Source organism: Paenarthrobacter sp., assembly GCF_031180005.1.
Taxonomy (GTDB): domain Bacteria; phylum Actinomycetota; class Actinomycetes; order Actinomycetales; family Micrococcaceae; genus Arthrobacter.
This window is the reverse complement of sequence record NZ_JAPSHI010000001.1, coordinates 432,686-455,454: the sequence shown is the minus strand read 5'-3', so window position 1 is coordinate 455,454 and position 22,769 is coordinate 432,686. Positions and strand designations below refer to the sequence as shown.

26 protein-coding genes are annotated in these 22,769 nt (G+C 59.4%); 13 read left to right on the top strand and 13 right to left on the bottom strand.

Features of this window, described 5'->3' with window-relative positions; all coding sequences use genetic code 11:
• Window positions 1-46: 46 nt before the first annotated feature.
• The 3 genes from secY to map all read left to right on the top strand — a co-directional run bounded on the left by secY (window position 47) and on the right by map (window position 2,944).
• The gene (gene secY, locus RIF72_RS02080) at window positions 47-1,357 is read left to right on the top strand and encodes a preprotein translocase subunit SecY (RefSeq protein ID WP_017200273.1); all 1,311 of its coding nucleotides are present in this window, start codon (window positions 47-49) and stop codon (window positions 1,355-1,357) included.
• A gap of 5 nt (window positions 1,358-1,362) precedes the next feature.
• Window positions 1,363-1,932, top strand: coding sequence for an adenylate kinase (locus tag RIF72_RS02075; RefSeq protein WP_309073243.1), 570 nt, complete (start codon window positions 1,363-1,365; stop codon window positions 1,930-1,932).
• 184 nt (window positions 1,933-2,116) lie between these two features.
• Complete coding sequence (gene map, locus RIF72_RS02070) at window positions 2,117-2,944, top strand: type I methionyl aminopeptidase (RefSeq protein ID WP_309073218.1); 828 nt, start codon at window positions 2,117-2,119, stop codon at window positions 2,942-2,944.
• Between the two features lie 63 nt (window positions 2,945-3,007).
• On the opposite strand, the gene RIF72_RS02065 is transcribed toward map, so the two are convergent.
• Genes RIF72_RS02065 through RIF72_RS02055 form a run of 3 tightly spaced genes read right to left on the bottom strand, consistent with a single transcriptional unit; the run spans window position 3,008 to window position 6,310 of the window.
• Window positions 3,008-4,354 (bottom strand): ABC transporter substrate-binding protein, encoded by a 1,347-nt coding sequence (locus tag RIF72_RS02065; protein WP_309073217.1) that lies wholly within the window; start codon window positions 4,352-4,354, stop codon window positions 3,008-3,010.
• A 52-nt stretch (window positions 4,355-4,406) separates the two neighbouring features.
• The gene (locus tag RIF72_RS02060; protein ID WP_309073216.1) at window positions 4,407-5,327 is read right to left on the bottom strand and encodes a carbohydrate ABC transporter permease; all 921 of its coding nucleotides are present in this window, start codon (window positions 5,325-5,327) and stop codon (window positions 4,407-4,409) included.
• Complete coding sequence (locus tag RIF72_RS02055; RefSeq protein ID WP_309073215.1) at window positions 5,324-6,310, bottom strand: sugar ABC transporter permease; 987 nt, start codon at window positions 6,308-6,310, stop codon at window positions 5,324-5,326. Before RIF72_RS02055 ends, RIF72_RS02060 begins: the two co-directional genes overlap by 4 nt.
• Before the next feature lie 323 nt (window positions 6,311-6,633).
• On the opposite strand from RIF72_RS02055, the gene RIF72_RS02050 reads away from it, so the two are divergent.
• The 8 genes from RIF72_RS02050 (at window position 6,634) to RIF72_RS02015 (ending at window position 11,955) form a co-directional block, all read left to right on the top strand.
• Window positions 6,634-7,617, top strand: coding sequence for a P1 family peptidase (locus RIF72_RS02050; protein ID WP_309073214.1), 984 nt, complete (start codon window positions 6,634-6,636; stop codon window positions 7,615-7,617).
• Between the two features lie 195 nt (window positions 7,618-7,812).
• Window positions 7,813-8,034, top strand: coding sequence for a translation initiation factor IF-1 (gene infA, locus RIF72_RS02045; protein WP_011775571.1), 222 nt, complete (start codon window positions 7,813-7,815; stop codon window positions 8,032-8,034).
• A gap of 72 nt (window positions 8,035-8,106) precedes the next feature.
• Window positions 8,107-8,220: a 50S ribosomal protein L36 gene (rpmJ, locus tag RIF72_RS02040; protein WP_011775570.1), complete on the top strand. Its 114-nt coding sequence runs from the start codon at window positions 8,107-8,109 to the stop codon at window positions 8,218-8,220.
• Window positions 8,221-8,416: 196 nt separating this feature from the next.
• Window positions 8,417-8,794 carry a 30S ribosomal protein S13 gene (gene rpsM / locus RIF72_RS02035; protein WP_011775569.1) on the top strand — a complete coding sequence of 126 codons (378 nt, stop codon included), beginning with the start codon at window positions 8,417-8,419 and terminating at the stop codon, window positions 8,792-8,794.
• Window positions 8,795-8,845: 51 nt separating this feature from the next.
• On the top strand, window positions 8,846-9,247 hold the full coding sequence (gene rpsK, locus RIF72_RS02030; protein WP_014922380.1) for a 30S ribosomal protein S11: 402 nt from the start codon (window positions 8,846-8,848) through the stop codon (window positions 9,245-9,247).
• A 147-nt stretch (window positions 9,248-9,394) separates the two neighbouring features.
• Window positions 9,395-10,405, top strand: coding sequence for a DNA-directed RNA polymerase subunit alpha (locus RIF72_RS02025; RefSeq protein WP_309073213.1), 1,011 nt, complete (start codon window positions 9,395-9,397; stop codon window positions 10,403-10,405).
• 66 nt (window positions 10,406-10,471) lie between these two features.
• Entirely contained in the window at window positions 10,472-11,032 is a 561-nt protein-coding gene (gene rplQ / locus RIF72_RS02020) for a 50S ribosomal protein L17 (RefSeq protein WP_024817574.1), read from the top strand.
• Window positions 11,033-11,064: 32 nt separating this feature from the next.
• Window positions 11,065-11,955: a tRNA pseudouridine synthase A gene (locus RIF72_RS02015; protein WP_309073212.1), complete on the top strand. Its 891-nt coding sequence runs from the start codon at window positions 11,065-11,067 to the stop codon at window positions 11,953-11,955.
• A 16-nt stretch (window positions 11,956-11,971) separates the two neighbouring features.
• Here the strand turns inward: RIF72_RS02015 and RIF72_RS02010 are convergent, their stop codons facing one another.
• The 10 genes from RIF72_RS02010 to RIF72_RS01965 all read right to left on the bottom strand — a co-directional run bounded on the left by RIF72_RS02010 (window position 11,972) and on the right by RIF72_RS01965 (window position 21,440).
• Window positions 11,972-13,129: a serine protease gene (locus RIF72_RS02010; protein WP_309073211.1), complete on the bottom strand. Its 1,158-nt coding sequence runs from the start codon at window positions 13,127-13,129 to the stop codon at window positions 11,972-11,974.
• A gap of 342 nt (window positions 13,130-13,471) precedes the next feature.
• Entirely contained in the window at window positions 13,472-14,347 is an 876-nt protein-coding gene (locus tag RIF72_RS02005; protein ID WP_309073210.1) for a type II secretion system F family protein, read from the bottom strand.
• Window positions 14,348-14,356: 9 nt separating this feature from the next.
• Window positions 14,357-15,310, bottom strand: coding sequence for a type II secretion system F family protein (locus tag RIF72_RS02000; protein ID WP_309073209.1), 954 nt, complete (start codon window positions 15,308-15,310; stop codon window positions 14,357-14,359).
• Window positions 15,307-16,782 (bottom strand): CpaF family protein, encoded by a 1,476-nt coding sequence (locus RIF72_RS01995; protein WP_309073208.1) that lies wholly within the window; start codon window positions 16,780-16,782, stop codon window positions 15,307-15,309. The genes RIF72_RS02000 and RIF72_RS01995 overlap by 4 nt, the downstream gene beginning before the upstream one ends.
• Window positions 16,779-17,984 carry an AAA family ATPase gene (locus tag RIF72_RS01990; protein ID WP_309073207.1) on the bottom strand — a complete coding sequence of 402 codons (1,206 nt, stop codon included), beginning with the start codon at window positions 17,982-17,984 and terminating at the stop codon, window positions 16,779-16,781. The genes RIF72_RS01995 and RIF72_RS01990 overlap by 4 nt, the downstream gene beginning before the upstream one ends.
• Window positions 17,981-18,745 carry an RcpC/CpaB family pilus assembly protein gene (locus tag RIF72_RS01985; protein ID WP_309073206.1) on the bottom strand — a complete coding sequence of 255 codons (765 nt, stop codon included), beginning with the start codon at window positions 18,743-18,745 and terminating at the stop codon, window positions 17,981-17,983. Before RIF72_RS01985 ends, RIF72_RS01990 begins: the two co-directional genes overlap by 4 nt.
• Window positions 18,746-18,759: 14 nt before the next feature.
• Complete coding sequence (locus tag RIF72_RS01980) at window positions 18,760-19,752, bottom strand: pilus assembly protein TadG-related protein (RefSeq protein WP_309073205.1); 993 nt, start codon at window positions 19,750-19,752, stop codon at window positions 18,760-18,762.
• Window positions 19,753-19,760: 8 nt separating this feature from the next.
• The gene (locus tag RIF72_RS01975) at window positions 19,761-20,174 is read right to left on the bottom strand and encodes a pilus assembly protein (protein ID WP_309073204.1); all 414 of its coding nucleotides are present in this window, start codon (window positions 20,172-20,174) and stop codon (window positions 19,761-19,763) included.
• Window positions 20,175-20,267: 93 nt separating this feature from the next.
• Complete coding sequence (locus tag RIF72_RS01970) at window positions 20,268-20,477, bottom strand: Flp family type IVb pilin (RefSeq protein WP_309073203.1); 210 nt, start codon at window positions 20,475-20,477, stop codon at window positions 20,268-20,270.
• A 318-nt stretch (window positions 20,478-20,795) separates the two neighbouring features.
• The gene (locus RIF72_RS01965; protein WP_309073202.1) at window positions 20,796-21,440 is read right to left on the bottom strand and encodes a prepilin peptidase; all 645 of its coding nucleotides are present in this window, start codon (window positions 21,438-21,440) and stop codon (window positions 20,796-20,798) included.
• Window positions 21,441-21,728: 288 nt separating this feature from the next.
• On the opposite strand from RIF72_RS01965, the gene rplM reads away from it, so the two are divergent.
• On the top strand, window positions 21,729-22,172 hold the full coding sequence (gene rplM, locus RIF72_RS01960; RefSeq protein ID WP_011775554.1) for a 50S ribosomal protein L13: 444 nt from the start codon (window positions 21,729-21,731) through the stop codon (window positions 22,170-22,172).
• A gap of 38 nt (window positions 22,173-22,210) precedes the next feature.
• Entirely contained in the window at window positions 22,211-22,717 is a 507-nt protein-coding gene (gene rpsI / locus RIF72_RS01955; protein WP_011775553.1) for a 30S ribosomal protein S9, read from the top strand.
• Window positions 22,718-22,769 lie beyond the last annotated feature (52 nt).

Below are 22,769 nucleotides of genomic sequence, written 5' to 3'. Positions count from 1 at the left end.
TCATTGATCCCATCCACATCCTTGTACTTTCTACTCAGGAGGACGCTTGCTAAGCGCATTCGGCCGGGCGTTTCGGACGCCTGATTTGCGACGCAAGTTGTTGTTCACGCTGGGAATCATCACAATCTTCCGCTTGGGAGCTTTTATCCCCTCGCCTGGTGTGAACTACCAGAATGTCCAGCAATGCTTGAACACCGGTGACACCTCGCAGGGCATCTACCAGCTGGTGAACTTGTTCAGCGGCGGCGCGTTGCTGCAGGTTTCAGTGTTTGCCTTGGGCATCATGCCCTACATCACGGCGAGCATCATCGTGCAGCTGCTAAGGGTGGTCATTCCCCGGTTCCAGCAGCTCTACGAAGAGGGCTCCTCCGGTCAGTCAAAGTTGACGCAGTACACCCGGTACCTCACCATCGCTCTCGGACTGCTGAACGCCACCACGTTGGTGTCGCTCGCCCGGTCCGGCCAGTTGCTGCCCGGCTGCAACCTGCCCATCATTCCTGATGAGAGCATCATGACCACCATCCTCATCATCATCACGTTGACGGCCGGCACCGGCCTCATCATGTGGATGGGCGAGCTGGTCACGGAAAAGGGTGTGGGCAATGGCATGTCGCTGCTGATCTTCACGTCCATCGCTGCAAGCTTCCCCGGTTCGCTGGGCTCCATCTGGGAGTCGAAGGGCCCGGGCACCTTCTTCATGGTCTTGGCCGTCGGCTTGCTGACGGTGGCCCTCGTGGTCTTCGTGGAGCAATCCCAGCGTCGCGTTCCCGTTCAGTACGCCAAGCGTATGATCGGACGCCGCACTGTGGGTGGCACCAGCACCTACATCCCCATCAAGGTGAACATGGCCGGCGTCGTGCCTGTCATCTTCGCGTCCTCCATGCTCTACCTGCCCGGGCTGATTTCACAGTTCAACCAGCCGGCTCCAGGGGAGCAGATGGCCCCGTGGGTTGAGTGGATCAACAACAACCTCACCCGTGGCGACCACCCCATCTACATGGCGCTGTATTTCGCCATGATTGTGTTCTTCACCTACTTCTACGTGGCCATCACCTTCAACCCTGAAGAAGTGTCGGACAACATGAAGAAGTACGGCGGGTTTATTCCGGGCATCCGGGCGGGTAAACCGACCGCGGACTACCTGCAGTACGTGCTTTCCAGGATCACTTTGCCTGGAGCCCTTTACCTGGGCTTCGTGGCGTTGATTCCTTTGGTTGCACTCGTCCTGATCAACGCCAACCAGAACTTCCCGTTCGGTGGCACGTCAATCCTGATCATGGTGGGTGTTGGCCTGGAGACCGTCAAGCAGATTGATGCGCAGCTACAACAACGTCACTACGAAGGGCTTTTGCGATGACGAGAATGCTGATCATTGGACCTCCCGGTTCGGGTAAGGGTACGCAGGCTGAGCGGATTTCCGAGCGCCTCGGCGTAGTCGCCATCTCCACCGGCGACATCTTCCGTGCCAATGTAAAGGGCGAAACCCCTTTGGGTATCGAAGCCAAGAAGTACATGGACGCCGGCGACTTTGTTCCGGACAGCGTCACGAACAACATGGTTCGCGACCGCCTGAGCCAGAGCGATGTCGAAAACGGCTTCCTCCTGGATGGCTACCCGCGCACCACCGCGCAGGTGGACTACCTGGACCAGATCCTCGCTGAAGGTGAGCAGGAGCTCGACGTCGTGCTCCAGCTGACGGCCGATGACGAAGAACTGGTAAGCCGTCTTCTTGGCCGCGCCAAGGAAACGGGCCGTTCGGATGACAATGAGACCGTCATCCGGCACCGCCTGGATCTCTACCACGAGCAGACCGAGGCAGTTGTGGCCAAATACGCCGAGCGTGGCATCCTCACGCAGGTTGATGGCATCGGCGGTATCGACGAAGTTACCGACCGTGTGCTGACGGCCATCGAGTCGGCCAAGGCCGTTTAGCTGGTTCTCCACATAGCCGGTAAAACGGCGCTGGAGCGAAGGGTGTGTCCCGTACCGTGAGTGCGGGACGCACTCTTTTTCTTTTCCACACTGCTTTTCAATTTCAGCCACGCTCCCGGGTACGGGAAAATGGTTGCAGCATGAGGCCTGATCGGCCTCTACAGCAAACCTTCCAGAGGAGATCATGGCGTTCGGTCAGCCCCGCATTGAATACAAAACCAACGACCAAATGCGCACCATGCACCAGGCAGGCCTTGTCCTGAGCCGTGCACTCGACGCTGCCGTTGCGGCGGCCAAGCCGGGCGTCACCACCAAGGACCTGGACGACGTCTTCGCCGCAGTCCTCAACGATGCCGGAGCAAAGTCGAACTTTCTTGGTTATCACGGCTTCCCGGCCACTATCTGCACCTCGGTCAATGAGGAAGTGGTCCATGGCATCCCGGGCGGCAGGATTCTCAACGACGGCGACATCATTTCCATCGACGGCGGCTGCATCGTTGACGGCTGGCACTCCGACTCTGCCAGGACCGTCATTGTTGGCAACGGTGATCCGGAAGACCAGCGTCTTTCCGATGTAACCGAAGCAGCCATGTGGCGGGGCATCGCAGCCCTCGCCCAAGGCAAGTTTGTAGGAGACATAGGAAACGCGATCGACGATTACGTGTCATCCGTCCCCGGGAAGCCGTTGGGCATCCTGGAGGATTACGTGGGCCACGGCATTGGCTCGGAGATGCACATGGCCCCGGACGTTCTGAACTACCGGACCAGCCACCGCGGCCCCAAAATCCGGCCCGGCCTGTGCTTGGCCATTGAACCCATGCTGGTTCGCGGCGGCATCGAGACTGCCACCCTCGACGACGACTGGACCGTCGTCACCACGGACGGTAAGCGTTCCTGCCAGTGGGAGCATTCGGTCGCTGTCCACGAAAAGGGCATCTGGGTCCTGTCCGCCCCGGATGGGGGCGCCGAGCAGTTGGCACCGCTCGGCGTCGTGCCTGTTCCCATCCCGTAACACGTGCAAAGGAAGAGCTGGGCTACTCAAGTAGCCCAGCTCTTCGCATATCCAGGAAAGCAGTTATGCCTTCAGTTTGGGCTTTACATCCTTGGTGTAGATGCCCTCGAGGGTCTTCTTGAGCTCGGTCATCGTTGTTTGGACGTCACCTTGTTGCGTCAGGATCTTGGCCGCCGATTTCGCCATCTCCTGGTCAGCGCCCGGCAAGAACACGCGGGCGTTGTCCTGAACCCTGGTGGCGGTGAGTTGATCCATGGCGGTCTTGATCTGTGGCGTTGCCGCAAGAACCGCTGTCATGTCAGCTGAGAGCCTGGTGGGCATGTAGCCGGTGGCGGCCGAGAAGGCGGCAGTGTTCTCAGGTTCAGTCATGAACTTGAGGAACGTCGCCGCTGCCAACTGCGCTTCCTTGCTGATGCCGCTGGGGATGCCCAGGCCCGCGCCGCCCGTGGGGCAGACGCCGCTTGGGGCCTCCGGGCCACCGGGCAGGAAACCGACACCCACGTTGAACTTTGCCGCCTTCAGGACGCCAAGCAATGACCCTGTTGAAGAAATAGTGGACGAGGTGATCCCGGCGGCGAAGTCATCAGCAGCTTCCTTGGACGAGACGCCTGCCCAGCCGTCTTTGTAGATGGAGTCCTGCGCCCACTGCAGTGCGGCCACGGATTGAGGGGAATCGCAAGTGATGTCCCAGTCCTTTGACCAGCTTCCGCCCCAGCCCCAGAGGTTGTTCTGAAGGGTCCAGCCTGCGTACCCGGCCAGGGCGGGGTAGATGTAGGCATACTGGGCACCTGAGGCGGCCTTGAGTTTCGGCGCCCACTCTGCGAACTCTTGCCATGTGGCAGGCGCCCGGTCCGGAAGTCCTGCGGCCTTGAAGTGGTCCTTGTTGTAGTAGAACAGCGGTGTGGATCGGCCGTAGGGGAGCGCCCACTGCTTGTCCTCGTATTTGTAGTCGTCCACCAGCGACTTCTGGAAGTCCTCGATTTTGATGTCCAGTTGCTTCACCAATCCGTCGATTGGAATGATGCTGCCGTTTGAGTAGTAGCGGAACCACCAGACGTCCGAAAGTACTACCAAACCCGGCAAGCCCGTCTTGGCCGCCTGGGACGTCTGGAACTTCTGGGCGATCTCTTCGTAGTTGGCGCCCGCCGTCACCAAGTTGACCTTGATGTCAGGGAACTTGGCGTGGAACTTTTCGATAATCGCCTTCTCCACGTCCTGTGACTTGCCCGGGTGGTTGGTCCAGAAGTCGATGGAGGCTGCGGGCTTTACACCGCTGAAGTCGATCGATGCGGTGTCGACGGCGTCTGCCGTACCCGCCGTCGACGGTCCGCCGCATGCGGCGAGGGCCGCAGCTCCGGCGCCGAGGCCTGCCAGTCCCAGGAAATGTCGGCGGTCAAGGTTGGTGCGCATGGTGCTTCCTCTCAATAGCTTACTTCGATGCGAATGGTGCGGTTGGAGAAACTCAGCCGGTGACACTGCCTTGGGTCAGGCCGGCAACGATGTAGCGCTGGAGTGCTGCGAACACCAGCAAGATGGGGACTATCACCAGTACCGCTCCGGCCATGAGAATTCCCCATCCGGCACCGTTGCCCTCAGAGTTCTGCAGCAGGGTCAGGCCCACGGGGAGCGTCATGGTTTCAGGGCGGTCGGTGATGATAAGGGGCCAGATGTAGTCGTTCCACTCGCTGACCACGGTCACCAGCGCCACAGTCGCGATCGATGGCACCGAGACAGGCACGATGATCTGCCACAGCCGGCGCCAGTGGCCCGCACCGTCAATTTCAGCAGCTTCAAGGATCGACGGCGGCAGGGTCAGGAAGTGTTGTCGCAGCAGGAAGGTACCGAATGCCGTCCCCAATCCTGGAAGGATGATGCCCCACAAAGTGTTCTTCCCGCCCATGCCGGCGATCAGGATGTAGTTGGGCAGGATGGATACCTGCGCCGGAACCATGAGTGCCACCAGGATCAGCACGAAGATCACGTTCTTGAACGGGAAGCGCACAAAAACCAGCGCGTAACCGGTGAGGATCGCCAGGATGACCTTGATGGAGGAACCCACCACCGTAACCATCAAGCTGTTGGCGAAGAACTGCGCGAACGGAACCGTAGTCATGGCCGTGGCGTAGTTCTCCAGGTTCAAGGACTCCGGCAGGATCTTTAGATCCATGGTGACGATCTCACCCGGTTGCTTGAAGGAACTTAACAACATCCAGAGCAACGGCAGGAACACCACAAGCGTTGCGGTGATCAGTGGCACATACCCGGTTGCGACGGTCCGGAGGAGATTGGCCCTGGAGAAGGGGAGGAGTGTCTCGTTCGGGCTGGGCTTTCGGGGGAACTCTTGTGGGGAATCAACGACGACGGCGGGTGCGGGCGCGCTCATGAATAGTGGACCTTTCGCTCAACGAACCGAAGTTGAAGAACCGTAATGATCAGCAGGATCGCGAAAAGGATTACCGAGATCGCGGCAGAATAGCCGGCCCTGTTGTAGGCGCCGAACGCCTGCAAGTACGCCTCGTAGATGAGCGTGCTGGTGCCGTTGCCAAGTGGCGTCATGATGCGGATAAGGTCGAAAGCCTGCAGCGAGCTGAGCATGGTGGTGATCAACAGGAAGAAGGTGGTGGGGGAGAGCAGCGGCATTGAGATGTTGAAGAACCTCCGCACGCTGTTGGCGCCGTCCAACGCCGCAGCTTCCATCACGTCCCGGGGCAAAGACTGCAGGCCAGCCAGATAAACCACGGCGCAGTAGCCCAGGTTCTTCCAGACGTACACAATCATGACCATCACCAACGAGAGCTGGGGATCGTTGATCCACTGCGGGCTCTGTTGTCCAAGGCCACGCAGGACCCAGGAGAGTACTCCGTAGCCGGGATCAAAAATAAACAGCCACACCAAGCCAACACCCACCCCTGACAGCACATAGGGCGCGAACACGGCGGAACGGGCGAACGTGGTGCCGCGGACCTTGGAGTTCAAAGCAAGGGCAACCAACAGGCCGAGGACCATCGAACCGCCCACCGTTACCAGCGTGAAGATGGCCGTGGTCCCAAGGACCTTGGACGCGTCCTCACTGGTGAAGAACGTGATGTAGTTCTGCAGTCCAACCACCGTTGCCGAAGCCGAACCGAGCGTCCAATCCAACGTGGAGTAGTAGATGTTGTTGATCAGCGGCCAGTACGTAAACGTGCCGATCAGCACGAGATTCGGCAGGGCCATGGCAAGGAACACCAGAAAGTCCTTGCGGCCCCGGCCGGACCAGCGCCGCCGTTCGGGGGTGGCCTTGGTTGCAATTGCGGGAACAACAGGCGGCTTGGTGGCCGGCCTGTCTGCAGGCGCGCTGCTGTTGTGAATCAATGGGGCAGTCATGGGTCACTAACGGTTTCGGGCCAATGTGGGGCGCCAGCTCCCGAACCCGGGGCGGCGAAGACAGGCCTAGCTCACCACACCGGAGGACCTGGGCACGTCGAAAAGGGTGCCCCGTAGCGATAGTTGTCTAACACTTCCAGAACCGTTTACGCGGCGTTGCTCCGGTGTTCGAATTCGGGGCTCGGCTCCCACTTTCCATTGGTCCTTGCCCTGCGGGCGGACTGAGCCCCTCTGCGCGCTCGGTCGTGCCTCCCTTAGACGCGCGCTGCCGGGGCCCAGCCCGCCCGCAGCGTTGGGCGCCGGTCCAGGTGGAGAATGGAGCCATGAATTCGATCACCGATGTTGCCGGCATACGGGTTGGGCATGTGCAGAGGGTAGGGGAGAGGTGGTTGACCGGGGTTACTGTGGTGCTTCCTCCTGCGGGGACTGTGGGGTCTGTGGATGTGCGCGGCGGCGGTCCGGGCACTCATGAGACCGATGCCCTGGATCCGACCACGTTGGTTTCCACTGTGGACGCCGTGGTGCTGACCGGGGGAAGTGCCTTTGGGTTGGCTTCGGCTATCGGGGCCCAGCTGTGGTGTGAGGAGCAGGGACGAGGGTTTGCTGTTCCCGGGACTGTGGTGCCGATCGTGCCGGCGGCCGCCATCTTCGACCTCGGGCGCGGTGGCGACGTCAAAGCGCGACCCGACGCCAACATGGGCTACCAGGCAGCTGCCGCAGCTTTCGCCTCAGGCGACCACGCCGCCGTCGTGCGTGGAAACGTGGGTGCCGGGACCGGGGCCGTGGTGGCGCGCGGGCAATACAAGGGCGGCATTGGCACGTCGTCCATCACTCTCGATGGCGGGGTGATCGTTGGAGCCATTGCGGTGGTGAACGCGATGGGGGCGCCTGTCTTCCGGGCGGCGGGGCCGCAACCCTCTGCGCGCTCGGTCGTTCCTCCCTTAGACGCGCGCGGCCGGGTTCCGGCCCCGCCGCAGGGGCTCAACACAACGTTGGTGGTGATCGCGACGAATGCTGTTCTGGACCCGGCGGAATGTAAGCGGACTGCTTCCGCCGGGCATGCCGGGCTGGCCAGGGCTTTGGACCCGTCCCATACTTTGGCGGACGGTGACACCGTGTTCGCCTTGGCGACTGGCGGCGTCGGGCTTGACCGCAGCACCGAACAGGCGCGGCAAGTGTCGCTGATAACGCTCCAAAGCGCCGCGGCGGAAGCTGTTCGGCTGGCGATACTCGACGGCGTCCTGGCCGCCGAAAGCGTCTCGACGGCGGCGGGTGACTTCCCCGCCTATCAGCCAGTGGGGGAGTGACGGCTGGAGGTAGGTGCGCTACCATAGACGGATTTAACTTTCCGGCCTCATTGGCGTAGAGTTATTTGTTGGTTGTCTGTGCAGCCACGCCCTTTTTAGTGTCGTGGTTCCAAGAGGGCCAAGCAAACAAAAAACGTCCGCTGGATCTTCGGTGCCTAACTGGAGGACGGCGGCAAACAACAGTTAGCGGAGGATATGGCCAAGAAGGACGGGGTCATTGAGATCGAGGGCGTTGTGACTGAGGCGCTGCCCAATGCGATGTTTCGTGTTGAGCTCACCAATAAGCACGTCGTTCTCGCACACATCTCTGGGAAGATGCGACAGCACTACATTCGAATCCTCCCCGAGGACCGGGTAGTGGTGGAGCTGAGCCCATACGACCTCACACGTGGTCGTATCGTCTACCGCTACAAGTAAATTGCTGGGCGGCAAGGCAATAGTGCCTGAGCCGCTCCAGCAGATCAACTGCAAAACACGCAAAGGAACGCCATGAAGGTCAAGCCGAGCGTCAAGCAGATCTGCGACAAGTGCAAAGTGATCCGCCGTAACGGCCGGGTCATGGTGATCTGCGAGAACCCGCGCCACAAGCAGCGCCAGGGCTAATTCCCCCTTCGGGAATCAGCGTCCGCAAGGACAAACCTGGGCTGCTAGCCCACGCAAGTAAATAAAGGCAGCACAAGCTGTGCCAGGACTGCAATACAGAGCCTGGTCAGCGAACCCCCGGTCGGAGGCTGGGGCCGCACTGAACGTGTGGGTGTACTGCCTACGACCTCCGGTTTATTCAAGGAGTACTGCCACTATGGCTCGTCTCGCTGGCGTAGACATTCCCCGCGAAAAGCGGTTGGAAATTGCGCTTACTTACATCTACGGCGTGGGCAAGACCCGTGCACACGAAACCCTGGCTGCCACCGGCATCAGCGCTGACGTTCGCGTCAAGGACCTGACTGACGCCGAGCTGGTCCAGCTGCGTGACTACATTGAAGGCAACTACAAGGTTGAGGGTGACCTTCGCCGCGAGGTAGCCGCTGACATCCGCCGCAAGGTAGAGATCGGCAGCTACGAAGGCCTGCGCCACCGCAAGGGCCTGCCCGTACGCGGACAGCGTACGAAGACCAACGCTCGTACCCGCAAGGGCCCGAAGCGCACCGTCGCCGGCAAGAAGAAGGCCGGACGTTAATCCCTCGGGATTGATCCGGTTTTCCCCCGATAACTTTCTGTAGGAGAAACAATGCCCCCGAAGACTCGTGGAGCGGTTCGTAAGCCGCGTCGCAAGGATAAGAAGAATATCGCGCTTGGCCAGGCGCACATCAAGAGCACCTTTAACAACACCATCGTGTCCATCACGGACCCGAACGGTGCTGTAATCTCATGGGCTTCCGCCGGTGAGGTTGGCTTCAAGGGCTCCCGTAAGTCCACCCCGTTCGCTGCCCAGATGGCTGCCGAAGCTGCTGCAAAGCGCGCTCAGGAGCACGGTCTGCGCAAGGTTGACGTATTCGTCAAGGGCCCGGGATCCGGACGCGAAACCGCAATCCGTTCGCTTCAGGCCGCTGGCCTCGAGGTTGGCTCCATCCAGGACGTCACCCCCAGCGCCCACAACGGTTGCCGCCCGCCGAAGCGCCGCCGCGTCTAATTAGGTCTTCCCCGCCTGACTGGCCGGGCCTGCTATGGATGATTTCTCATCCATCAGCATGGCCCGGCTGGTCAGGCTGGAAACCGAAGCCGATTTCCACCACCTGTGTTGCGTCATATAGCGGATGCTCGCCGAAAGGAAACCTAAGTGCTCATTGCACAGCGCCCCACCCTGTCTGAAGAAGTTGTATCCGAGAACCGCTCCCGTTTCATCATTGAACCGCTGGAGCCGGGCTTCGGCTACACCCTCGGAAACTCCCTCCGCCGTACCCTGCTCTCCTCCATCCCCGGTGCTGCTGTAACCAGCATCCGGATCGATGGCGTGCTGCACGAGTTCACCACGGTTCCGGGTGTCAAGGAAGATGTCACTGAGATCATCCTGAACATCAAGAGCCTCTCGGTTTCCTCCGAGCACGATGAGCCGGTTGTTGCTTACCTGCGCAAGCAGGGCCCCGGAGTCGTCACCGCTGCGGACATCGCTCCGCCGGCCGGCGTCGAATTCCACAACCCGGATCTGCACATTGCCACTCTGAACTCGAAGGGCAGGTTCGAACTCGAACTGACCATCGAGCGCGGCCGTGGCTACGTTTCGGCAGCTCAGAACAAGTCCGGCGACTCCGAGATCGGCCGTATTCCGGTTGACTCGATCTACTCGCCGGTCATGAAGGTAACTTTCCGCGTGGAAGCTACCCGTGTTGAGCAGCGCACCGACTTCGACAAGCTCATTGTCGACGTCGAGACCAAGCAGGCCATCGCCCCGCGCGATGCTGTTGCTTCCGCAGGCACCACCTTGGTGGAACTGTTCGGTCTGGCTCGTGAGCTGAACACCGCAGCTGAAGGTATCGAGATTGGCCCGTCGCCGACGGACGCTGCCATGGCAGCGGACATGGCTCTGCCGATCGAGGATCTGGACCTCACCGTCCGTTCCTACAACTGCCTCAAGCGTGAGGGCATCCACACCGTGGGTGAACTCGTTGCCCGCTCCGAGGCTGACCTGATGGACATTCGTAACTTCGGTGCGAAGTCCATTGACGAGGTCAAGGCAAAGCTCGTCGAACTGGGTCTGTCCCTCAAGGACTCCCCTCCCGGTTTCGATCTCGCAGCCCGCGCCGCAGCCATCGAAGAGGACGACGCCGCGTTCAGCGACGACGAGCTCTAAACAGCAGATCTTGGCCGCCGGGTCCAGCGATGGACCTGACCGGCTTACATAACAGGAGAAATAACTATGCCTACCCCCACTAAGGGTCCGCGCCTCGGAGGCGGCCCGGCTCACGAGCGCCTGATGCTCGCGAACCTGGCAGCTGCTCTTTTTGAGCACAAGCGCATCACCACCACGGTCACCAAGGCCAAGCGCCTTAAGCCGTACGCAGAGCGTCTGGTCACCTTCGCCAAGCGTGGCGACCTCGCTTCCCGCCGCCGCGTTCTCGGCCTGATCAGCGACAAGGGCGTTGTCCACGAGCTGTTCACCGACATCGCCGGCGCCGTTGCTAACCGCGATGGTGGCTACACCCGCATCACCAAGATCGGCAACCGCAAGGGCGACAACGCTCCCATGGCTGTCATCGAGCTCGTTCTCGAGCCGGTCTCCCCGAAGCAGGCCGTTGTTGCTGAAGCAACCGCAGCCGCTGCCAAGGCTGCTCCGGCTGCCGAGGAAGAGGTCGTTGAGACCGAAGCCGTTGAGACCGAAGCTGCTGAGACCGAAGAGGCTCCGGCCGCTGAGGCAGAAGCTGCTGAAGCTGAAGCTGCTGAGACCGAAGAGGCTCCGGCCGCTGAGGACAAGAAGTAATTCACTGAATTCTTCACAGTAGACTTAAGTCTATGAACGAACGAAAACCCGCTGCCCCCGTTTTGGGGGGCGGCGGGTTTTTGCGTGTCCGGCTTGATCTTTCGTACGACGGCGGCCCTTTCAATGGGTGGGCCCTGCAGCCTGGTCTCCGGACTGTGCAAGGCTCCCTTGAGGAGGCTCTTGCGCTCTTGCTGCAGCGCCCAATCCGCGTGACGGTTGCCGGCAGGACCGACGCCGGGGTCCACGCCCGGGGCCAGGTGGTTCACCTGGACCTGAGCGAAGCCGAGTGGCTGTCACTGCCGCGTGGGCACGAACTTGATCCCGGCGTCGCGCTCTTGCGTCGCCTCCGTGGCGCACTGAGCCGGATTCTCGGTGACCTCACCGGTGCAGTGGAGGTACACGACGCCGGTCTGGCGCCGGAAGGGTTCGACGCCCGCTTTTCAGCGTTGTGGCGAAGGTACAGTTACCGTATTGCCGACGGTCCTGAACGCTGGGATCCGGTGCTGCGGGGCATTACCTTGTGGCACAAGGCGCCTTTGGACGTTTCGCTGATGAACGAGGGGGCTCGTTCGTTGTTGGGTCTCCAGGATTTCCGTTCTTACTGCAAACCCCGCGAGGGAGCCACAACCATCCGCGAGCTGCAGCAGTTCTCTTTTGCTCGTGGAAACGACGATGTCATTGTTGCCACCGTGCAGGCTGATGCGTTCTGCCACAACATGGTGCGGTCCTTGGTAGGTTCCGCCTTGCGAGTGGGGGAGGGACTGGAAAATTCGGCGTGGATGCACAAAAGGTTGCTGGAGCGTCAGCGTGACGCTAAATCGGTCCTGGCAGCACCGCATCCGCTGGTTTTGGAGGAAGTTGCCTACCCGTCCGATAGCGAGTTGCTGGCACGTGCCGAGCTGACGCGGGCGCGGCGGGAGTAGCTTTCCTGTCGATGATCTATAGGGGTTGGCCGTCTTCACGACGCGGTCCATCCTCGGGGCGATGTGGTTCTTGTACCCAGGGCAGCTGTGTGCCGGCGGGCACGGCAGCTGCAGAGGCTGGCCGTGGTTGCTTGCGCATTGCCCGCGTCAGGAAGACTGCCATGACGGCAAGTGCGAGTACGAGGCCTATCAGTGTCACGATCATCCACAGCGGAATCTCAGGTCCGCTGGATGTGACTGCAGTCGGGTTCTCAATAGCAGCCGCAGGAGCAGCGGACTGCGGCGCAGACTCAACCAATTTGACTCCGTTGGCTGTCAGGAAGTCACGGAGCGTTTGAGTGTCGGTGATGTAGTTGGCCTGTCCGGCACCTTGATACACGTAGGCGGAATTGATGCCAATGACCTGCCCATCCTCATTGACCGAAGGCCCTCCGGACATCCCGGGGGTAATGTCAGTGTCGATTTCGGTCCTGGGAACACCTTGTGTTGAATAGCTGCGAGAGCTCACAGCTCCGGAGCGGTAGGACGGCTTTTGCCGCTCAACATCCGAAGTTGAGCCCACGAGATCAGGGAAGCCGATGGAAGTGACTTTCTCGCGGACCTTGGGGGCCTCGGAACCGATTGACAACGCGGGGGTATCTTTCATATCTGCTATGCGCAGTAGGGCATTGTCACCTTTCTCAAAGCCCTGTTTTGCGATCAATTGCGCTGTGATGGCAGTTTTTCCACTAAGAACTCCACCCTCGATGCCGGAGGGCTGATCAATTTTGATGGACGGATCTCCCAACGTCATGGGCCAATCGACGTTCTCGGCTTTGACCCCGGTCAAGTCCTGCTCGTCAATGACGTTCGCATAAACACTGGTACGAATCGCATCGTCAGCTTCGACGCAGTGGCCGGCAGTCGCCACGTGGCCGGTGTCGCTGACGAACCACCCGGTGCAGTACGCGTAGACGGTGGTCCTGAACGTTTCGGTGGTGCCGTCTTTGAAGGGAACCTGGACGGATGCGCTCCACGCACTGTCGACCCACACAATGGACTTGTCTATGGTGTCCGCATTGATGTCAGCTGCGGCAGGTGACGCCGCGAGGATTGGCGCAGCTACCAGTGACGCCAACGCAGCTGCTACGCTCAGTTTCTTCTCCGGCTTCTTGACCGTCTCTGACCTTTTCATGATCATTCCTAGGCTTTGATGTGGGCAGACGTTGGGCGGATCCCAGGCTGTACGTGGAGTGTAGAAGAGTGGCTAGATGCTTGGCACGAGTAGGGCGTACTCGACTTCCGGAAGCAGTGCTACCTGAACCCCCGCTGCAGGTACTCGCTTGCGCAAAAGAAGCTACTGGGGTGGGAGGACCCCCTCCCGGCTCTGGGTACCGGAAGGGGGCCGTTGTGGCCGCCCGTGGTCTGGGATTCGCGTGCGGCCGGTCTATTTCCTGCGGATCAAGATCAGCCGAACGCCTGCATGATCTTGATCACTGCCGGACCCAGAAAGATCAGGAGTATTCCAAGAACGCTGTTACTGGAACATTCGGGCGATGGACAGAGCCGCAGGTCCGATCACGATCAGGAGCAGTGTGGGGAAAATGCAGAAGATCAACGGAAAGAGAATTTTCACCGGGATCTTCATCGCGTGCTCTTCGGCGCGTTGTCTCCGTTTCGTCCGCATTTCTTTGGCCTGCGTCTGGAGGACCTTAGCGATTGCGATGCCGTAAGTGTCCGCCTGAACCACAGCACGTATGAAGCTCCGCAAGTCGGGAACATCCACGCGCTCGGCGAGAGCCATGTAGGCATCTTTGCGGCTGCGCCCAACTTGGATGTCCTGAAGCGTACGGATCAGTTCGTCTGCCAGAGGCCCTGAACCGTTTGCCGCTGTCCTTGCCATGGAAGCTTCGAACCCTAAGCCGGCCTGGACTGATATGAGCATCTGATCCAATGTGTTGGGGAGCTCCATTTTGATGTTGTCCCGGCGTTTTTGGGCATGGGACCGGACGAGGATATCCGGCACAAAGTAGGCAAGGCTCATTGCGCCGAATCCGAGCACGAATCTTCCGACGGAGGGGTCACCGATGTACAACAACAAGCCTAGGCCAGCACCAGCCATAGCCATCATGGGTTTGACAACAAGGATTCTGGCCAGAGGCCAGTCCTTCGGGCGGCCGGCTCCAGCGAGTTGCTTGTCGAGCCACGCCACGTATCCCAAGGGAGCCAGTCGCCGGGTAGCGTTGGCAATCCACTGGGCAGACGAGGCAGGCTTCGTTGAACCAGCAGACTTCCGGCCAAGATTGGCCCGGATGCTTCGCAAGCCGGCTCTGTCACTGGTGACCGCGAGCCAGACCATCCAGGAAATCGGGGCGACGATACAGAGCATCGCTGCATAGACGAAGATATTCATGGCCAACTCCTAAAACTTCGGCTTGATAACGATGCTTAGCCAGAAAGATCCGAGACTGAGCAGGACCACAGCGGCGGCGATCATGAAGTAGCCCGGCAGTGTGGAAGTGAATGTCTCTGCGTACAGCGGGTTCATGAAGCACAAGACTGTGAACATGATGACCGGTAAGGCTACAAGGACAAGGGCAGAGATTCTTCCCTCCGCGCTCAGGGCCCTTACTTGGCGACGGATCTGGTTTCGGTCACGAATTGTTTCGCCGACGTGGTCCAGGACCTCCGCGAGATCGCCTCCGACTTCCCGGTGGATTTCGATGGCTTGTGCGATCCATTGGAAGTCCTCGCTGGCAGTTCGCGCTCCGACCTCGCTTAGCGACTCACCCATATCGCGTCCGATGCGTGTCTCGTTCACGATCCTGCCGAGTTCCTCGGACATCGGAGCCTCACTTTCCTTTGAACCCGCATCGATTGCCCGCAATAGGCTATGACCTGCACGCATGCCACCCGTTAGCATCTGGAGGGTGTCGGGTACTTGTTCATCGAACCTGGCTCTGCGTCGCGCCGTAAGTAACCGAAGGGTTGCATAGAGGCCGAGAACCGCAATTATGCACACGAGCACCCCGAACATCAGGCCTCCGAGCGCTACGCCTGTTACTCCTGCGATGAGAGCCACAACCCCAGCGATCACTACGTAGTCTGATGCATGCTTCTTCAGCCCTGCAGCGTCAAGCGATGCCTGGGACAGAAGCCCGTGGCGTCGCACGGTAAGCCTTGAGTCGATGAACCCTTTGGTTGATTCCGTCAAAACGGTCAGCGCCGTCTGGCGAGCAGGTGATTGCTGCTGCCTACGTTGGATGTCAATAGTCCGTCGTGATTTGAAGACCACCATGACCAAGAGCACCAACGTTACGTAGAGGAGAAGAAGCCCTCCAATAAGGACGAAAGGCGAACTCCATGCGGCGTTCATCGAAGCCCACCAGGGACGAGAGAGCCGAAGACTGCTGGAGAAATAGGGATTCCAAGATCCGCGAATCGTTCTGTAAACCGAGGACGAACGCCGGTGGGAATAGTTTTCCCGAGGAACCGTCCGTTGACATCCAACCCTGCAGAGTAGTCGAAAACGAAGGAGTCTTGGAGGGTCACAATGTCCCCCTCCATACCTTGAACTTCCGTGATATGCGTGATGCGGCGGGTTCCGTCTCGTAAACGGCTGATATGCACTATCAAGTTCACGGCGGATGCGATTTGTTCGCGGATGGCCCGGAGTGGCAACTCCATACCTGCCATGAGGACCAGCGTTTCGAGTCTTGCAATGGCGTCGCGGGGTGAGTTTGCGTGAACAGTCGAGATGGACCCATCGTGACCGGTGTTCATAGCCTGAAGCATGTCCAAGGACTCGCCACCACGAACCTCGCCTACGACGATACGGTCCGGCCGCATGCGCAGCGAGTTCCTTACTAAATCACGGATGGTGACTTCACCAGTCCCCTCGATATTCGCTGGCCGGCTCTCAAGTCGAACAACATGCTCCTGCTGCAACTGGAGTTCCACGGCGTCTTCGATGGTGACGATTCTGTCGTCGGATGGAATGAACGACGAGAGAACGTTGAGCAGAGTTGTCTTGCCGGTACCTGTCCCGCCAGAGACAATAATGTTCATCCTCGCCAGTACACAGGCCCTGAGCAGCTCTGCCATTTCCGGCGACATACTGCCGAACTCAATGAGCTTGGCCACGGTGAGCGCTTCATGGCCGAATTTTCGGATGGTCAGAGAAGGCCCATTGACAGCCAATGGCGGGATGATCGCATTGACGCGTGATCCGTCGGACAAGCGAGCATCAACGAGAGGTGATGACTCGTCAATGCGACGGCCAACTCGGGACACAATCCGTTCAATGACCCGACGAAGAGCCTCGTCGGAGGCAAATCGCGCTTCAGTCTTGTACAGCCGCCCGCCACGCTCCACGTAGATGCTGTCGAAGCGATTCACCATGACTTCAGTGACGGCCGGATCATCGAGGAATCGTTGAATGGCGCCATGTCCCATGACGTCGTCCAAGATCTCTAACGTCAGACGTTGCCGTTCTGCTGTGCTCAGAGGGACTTGTTCCTCATCCACTACTATCCGGAGTTCATCCCGGACGTACTGATGAAGTTCAACGTCGTCCAACGTCGAATCAATAAGCCTGGACCCCAAACGGTCATAGAGGGCGGCCACGGCCCGTTCCTTGAGGCCGCTGAGCGCGCCACTGGCAAGAATCGTAGACGGTGCATCTTCCACCGTCTGCGGCGTACTGTTGGCTGCCGCTGCCGCACGCGCCTCCTGGATGTGGCCAAGCGTGGTTACCGTTTCCTCGGCAGAAGGGCCCTCAGGGGAACTGACTTCGGTGATTTCGTTTCCCCGATTCTGGAAGTTTTCAATTCGGCGGGAGAGACTCATCGGACCACTGCCCTTCTGTGTACCTGCTTGTGTGATCTGTCTTCCCAATTGGGCCTGAATCGGTCGACAAGGAGTCGAAGACCCTTGACTGCGGCATCACGAGTACCGTCCTGCAGCAGCGGAACGCCCTTGTTGGTGGAATACGGAAGGGTGCGCGAACGGGGGATGGCGACGTCCACGGGAACGCCAATGGTTGCTTCAACATCCTTCAGCGCAAGGCCGCTCTTGTGATCTGCCATGTTGAGTACAACGTGGCGATGCTGAGGCAGTAGCTGCAACTCATCGAGGATTTGCAACCCCGTTCGAAGTCCACGAATGCTCGGGATGTCCATGCCGCAAACCCACACGGCATCCGTGGCGTTTTCCAAGGCAGCCAGGACGTGTTCGCCGAGTCCAGGGGCCGTATCAATGACCACGTACTGGAATTCATGCCGGAGTTGCTCCAGAAGGCGGGTCACGTGAGCGGAACTGATTCTGTCCATCTCCACCGGATTGCGGGGGGCGCATAGGGCATACACGCTAGCGGGGTGAACTGTCAGGTAGGTCTTGAGGACCATTGAATCCTCGCTGGCCGGGCCGAGGACCGCGTCTGTAATCGTCCGCTCCGGATCCAACAGCAGACCGCTGGCTACATCACCGAATTGCAGGTCCAGATCGACGATCACCACGCCCATTGGTGCAATTCGGCCAAGCCCCACAGCCAAATTGGTGGCCACTGTTGTCTTACCCACGCCCCCCTTTGGTGACATTACGGCTATGACGCGGCCGCCGGTTCCGTTGAGTGCACCTTCAGCTGAGCTGGGAGCGAGGCCGCGTCGACGACCCGCGGCAGAGAGACACGCTCGTTCTACCATCACGCGTATCCCGTCCGCGTCCGTGGAAGGGTCGAGTATGTCTCGAACGCCGGCACGCATGGCCCCCAAAACGAGCTCTGCCGTCTGTGTTGCTGCAAGGACCACACTGACCTCTGGGAACTGCAGGTCCATAAGTGATGCGAGCTTGAGAGAGTCCTCTATGTTGAGGCCCGGTCCTAGGATCAGCACCTCTGGGGGCTCACCCAGAAGCTGACTCAAGATGTCCCTTGGCCCTTCGGGGAGATAGTCTGCCTGGAACCATTGAAGGCTTCCGCTCATACCGGCTGTGGCCCCGCGGACTTTCCGTTCAAACTCCGGGTCTGCTGTGATGAGAATGAAGCGGCTCATTTGAAAACACTTCCTCGGTCCAGTACTGCCGGATTGGTTTCTGTGGCTTCGGCGGGTTCCTTTGAGAGATAGACGGTCCCAAATTCAGCCGCAAATACCACTTTCTGCACATCTTCGGCTGACCGAGCCAACGTCACGAGGTAGCCGCCCTTACTGGCCGACTTGTTAGCGTTCATGGTGCTGTTGCCTTCGTTGGACGTCGCGTCGTTGTCGTCGGAAAGTGCCCCAGAGGCGTCCTGAACAGTTGTGACGAGGACCTTGTGAAAGGTCAACTGCGTCTGGTCGGGCGTGTTTGATTTGTCGTCGGCTTTGAAGGACAACAGGACGCCCACAGTGTCGCCGGCCGACAACTTGCCACCGACAACGCGCTCGATGGGCAACTTGAGGGTCAACTCCTGAAGACCTGCCGGGACTTGAACACGACCCGGTCCTGCCAGTACGTTGACGTCCACGAGCCGAGAAGCGAGAAGCTGTTCGCCTGGCATGAAGTCGATGGATGCAACTTTGGCGCCTAACCCGCCCAGATTGGATACATTGTCGCCTACAATTGCCGACTTAGGGATGGCCTTCTTGACTACCGCATTCCCAAAACTATTCGCGGGCGTTCCAGTTCGTATCTGTTTTTGAACTATGTAGACTTCTTCGGTTTCTGTATTCGCTAGGGCTCGCTTGTCCGCGCCCTGAACGTACATGATGAGCATCACCGTTCCAGCGATGGCCACGACCAGCGCTACGATGCCTCCCAGTAGGCGTGTTTTCACTTGATTCTCCTGTCTTACTTGGTCAACTCAGGGGGAGTGGTTACTCCGCCTTCGATATAGCCGCCGCCGCCGTACAGTGCCGGATCAACGACCCACTCCACAAAAGTTCCCGCGATGCCTCGCGAGCTGGCCTTACCAGGAATCTTCACGCCTCCTTCGATGCCGCCGTTGAAGCGGAAACCCTCGAAACGAAAGGCAGCGAAGCCTTCTATGATGTATTTGCCACTACTTCCATTGCCGCTGACGCCGCTGTAGACCGGAATCAAAACGACTTTGCCCAGAAATGCTTCCATGGTGCTGTCCTTGCAAGGCTTCGGTACGCTGACGCCTGTTTTGCTTTCGATATAAGCGTCCCCAGGCGGTCCTGGCAGAACCTTGGCTGCGCACTGGCTCGTAGGGTCCGGATCAGCAAATTGGAAGCCGCCGGGGAGGTTTGTGACGTGCCCCGCGGAAGCATCACCCTTGCATGTACCTTCGTTGGGATCGTCTTTGAGGTAGAGGTATTGCCGAACCCCGCTGGTTGGGTCGATTTGGCAGGGAGCCAGAATTATGGGCAACGAGGCAGGACCTGTCAGCGGACCTCCCCATTCGGCGGTCGCAGCGGCGCCCACTGTTACGGGCTCGGTGTTGAGTGCACTGGCAAACATTTTGCTGAGAAAGCCGGCATTTGTAGTGCCGTCAAGCGTAGAAGTCTTGACGGTGACTTGGCCTGCAATACTCAAGTCAACCGACAGTACATTTGACGCTCCATCGCGGGCGTTCCCGTTGGCCAAGTCGTGGGCCAACGCGTCGGCACTCGACTGTGTGCATCCGGCATCGGATGCGCACAGTTGCGCGGCTCCCAACGCGCCTGCATCTGCACCGTTCTGAAGCTCGGCTCTTTCAACGTAGATCTGACCAACGTCGACTGCCATTGCTCCTGCACCAATCAGGACAAGAACCAGCAGGGCAACCATGACACCCGAAGTGCCGGCTTCACTGTCGTCCGCAGCTAATCGGCGCGACATCTGTTGGGTTATCCTCCGCATCGCATTGCCCCCACACCTGTGCTGGTGAAAGTGCCAGCGAATGAAACGGCGCTTCCAGAGATATTTAATGCGAAACCCGTAAGGGAATCCGCGGTGTATTCAGCGGTGACTGTCACTGTCTCATCGGGGGCACAATCCCCTGACTTGCTGAATGAAAATGGGCCGCTGAGGCTTGGTGCGCCGTCCGTTCCTGCTTGGGTGGCTAGGCTCCAGTCGTCTGTCACGGCATATGTCCTGGCGGCCTCGCGGGCAGCCTGGGTCACAGAAATCTGCACATTCATGGCGTGGGCGAATTCGACTATGCCGGCAATGAGGAGGAGAAGGAATGGAATAACCAAAGCGAATTCGACTGCAACAGCCCCTCGGTTCTTCTCGGTTGCTGCAGTGTCTCGGTGTTTCATAGTGACCCCCAGAAGGCCTGTTGGTTCCGGAAATTGGCAGGGCCGCGCCCGCGTTGAGCGGACGCGGCCCCAAAGCCCAGCGCTGGTTGTGGTCTAGTTGGCCCAACCGGAGACAGTGGTGCCGAGATCGTTGAACCAGGTGCTGAGGCTGGTGCCAAAGAACGTGACACCGGCGATGATGGCGAATGCGATGAAGGCTACGAGCAGCGAATACTCCGTAGCCGTCGCACCCTTCTCCTCGGAGGTGAAGCGGTCCTTGACGCCGGCGATGAACGAAATGACGGAAACCATGAGAGATGACATTGGAAAATCCTTCCCAGAATAAAATTGGCGAATGATGAATGACGAACTCCGGATTGAAATTCGTCCGAGTTTCGAACTGCCCCCATGTAGCCTTTAGCGGTTCGGAATTCGATGAGATAAGAATTCACCAGGGCAGGCAGAAGCCACAATGCGTAGTCGTACTCGATTTCATGGGCCACTCATTACTTGGTGGCGCACTGCGAAGGCAGTGAGTACTCAGTTTCGACGCCATAACAGGCGGAAACTACTTGGTTTGCAAAGAAGCCTTATTAATTGCGGTGCACTGTGAGGCCTGAGTAAGGGCGTACTTGCCCACGACTAGTTCATGAGCAGGGCCACGCCCAGTGCGGCGACCACCATTGCTGGGCCATGTGCTGTCTCTACGGGCTTTTCGGCTGATCGCATGCGCAACATCAGCACCGTGAGCACCCCGCCCACCACGAATCCCAGAAGACCCCCGAAGAGTACTTGGCCCCAACCCAAGTACCCCAAGTACAGTCCCAGGGGTGCTGCGAGCTTCACATCGCCCATCCCGAGGCTTCCTGGCGAAATAAGTCCGAGAATTAAGTAGCCGGCGAACAGGATTGCCCCTCCAGCGAGTGCACGCAGTAGCTCAGGCCAACCCGGACTGAGGGCGGCGGAGGCGAGGAGAAGCATCAATCCGCCACCGAGTAAAAACAAAACGAGGGCATTGGGCAGCAAGTGGAGGGTGAAATCAATCCGCGAAAGCTGAACGCCAAGCAATGCCAATAAAAGAAATGCCGGCAGCTCCGGAGAAAACCCAAAACGCCACGCCAGTAAGCCAAACAGCAGCGCGGTGACCGCCGCCGTCGTGATCCGGACCCTACGGGCGGGGAGGTCGCCGAGTCGCGGCAGTGAACGGGCGATTATGAGTTCGGTAGCTGGGCTGAGCAACAACCCAAGCAGCGCAATGAGGAGCGGGACGCCGGGGCCGTCGGTCATGTTTCTCCCTTAGTAAAGGTGCGCAACCCCGAAGGGCGGTTACCCCATTTTGACCCGGACGCCCTAGTGACGGTATAGTTTAGAGTCGTTGTGCGTGTCCTATCTCGATGACACATGCCTTCCGGGGGATCCAGTTGCAGGATCGCTAACTCCTGAGGCATTTCGAGATCTTGGGATAACTGGTACATAGAGCCCTCACCTCTGCTCCGGTAGCGCATACATAGTAGGTGCACGCCTTATTGCGTGCCGCCTAAAACATGAACGCCAGAACAAGAACGAGGCAAAACCGTGCGTACGTACACCCCGAAGCCCGGCGATATCAACCGCCAGTGGCACGTCATTGACGCCACCGACGTTGTCCTTGGTCGTCTTGCCAGCCAGACCGCAACACTGCTGCGCGGAAAGCACAAGCCGACCTTTGCGTCCCACATGGACATGGGCGACTTCGTCATCATCATCAACGCTGAAAAGGTTGCCCTCACCGGCGCCAAGCTGGAGCAGAAGCGCGCATACCGCCACTCCGGTTACCCGGGCGGCCTGACCTCCGTCAACTACGCCGAGCTGTTGGAATCCAACCCGGTTCGCGCTGTTGAGAAGGCCATCAAGGGCATGCTCCCCAAGAACTCCCTCGCCGCTCAGCAGCTGGGCAAGCTCAAGGTCTACGCAGGCCCGGAGCACCCCCACGCTGCACAGCAGCCGAAGACTTTCGAAATCACCCAGGTCGCCCAGTAGTCCTGGCCACCAACCAACTTTTCATTACAAGGAGAACCGTGGCTCAGAACGAAGAACTGACCGCCGAAGCCGTCGAGGCTGAGGAAACCCTCACCAGCTACACCTCTGAAAGCACATCTGCTGAAGATGCGCCTAAGAAGGAGCGCCCGGCACTGACCGTTGCCGGTGCAGCTGTTGGCCGCCGCAAGGAAGCCGTTGCACGCGTTCGCGTTGTTCCGGGTTCCGGCAAGTGGACCATCAACGGCCGCACGCTGGACAACTACTTCCCGAACAAGCTGCACCAGCAGGATGTTAACGAGCCCTTCAAGATCCTTGATCTCGAAGGCGCCTACGACGTCATCGCCCGTATCCACGGCGGTGGCATCTCCGGCCAGGCCGGTGCGCTGCGTCTCGGTGTTGCTCGCTCGCTGAACGAGATCGACGTCGACAACAACCGCGCCACCCTCAAGAAGGCCGGTTACTTGAGCCGTGACGCCCGCGTCATCGAGCGCAAGAAGGCTGGTCTCAAGAAGGCCCGTAAGGCTCAGCAGTACTCCAAGCGTTAATCTGCGCTTACTCGAAAGCCCGTTCCGCCGTTTCGGCGGGGCGGGCTTTCGT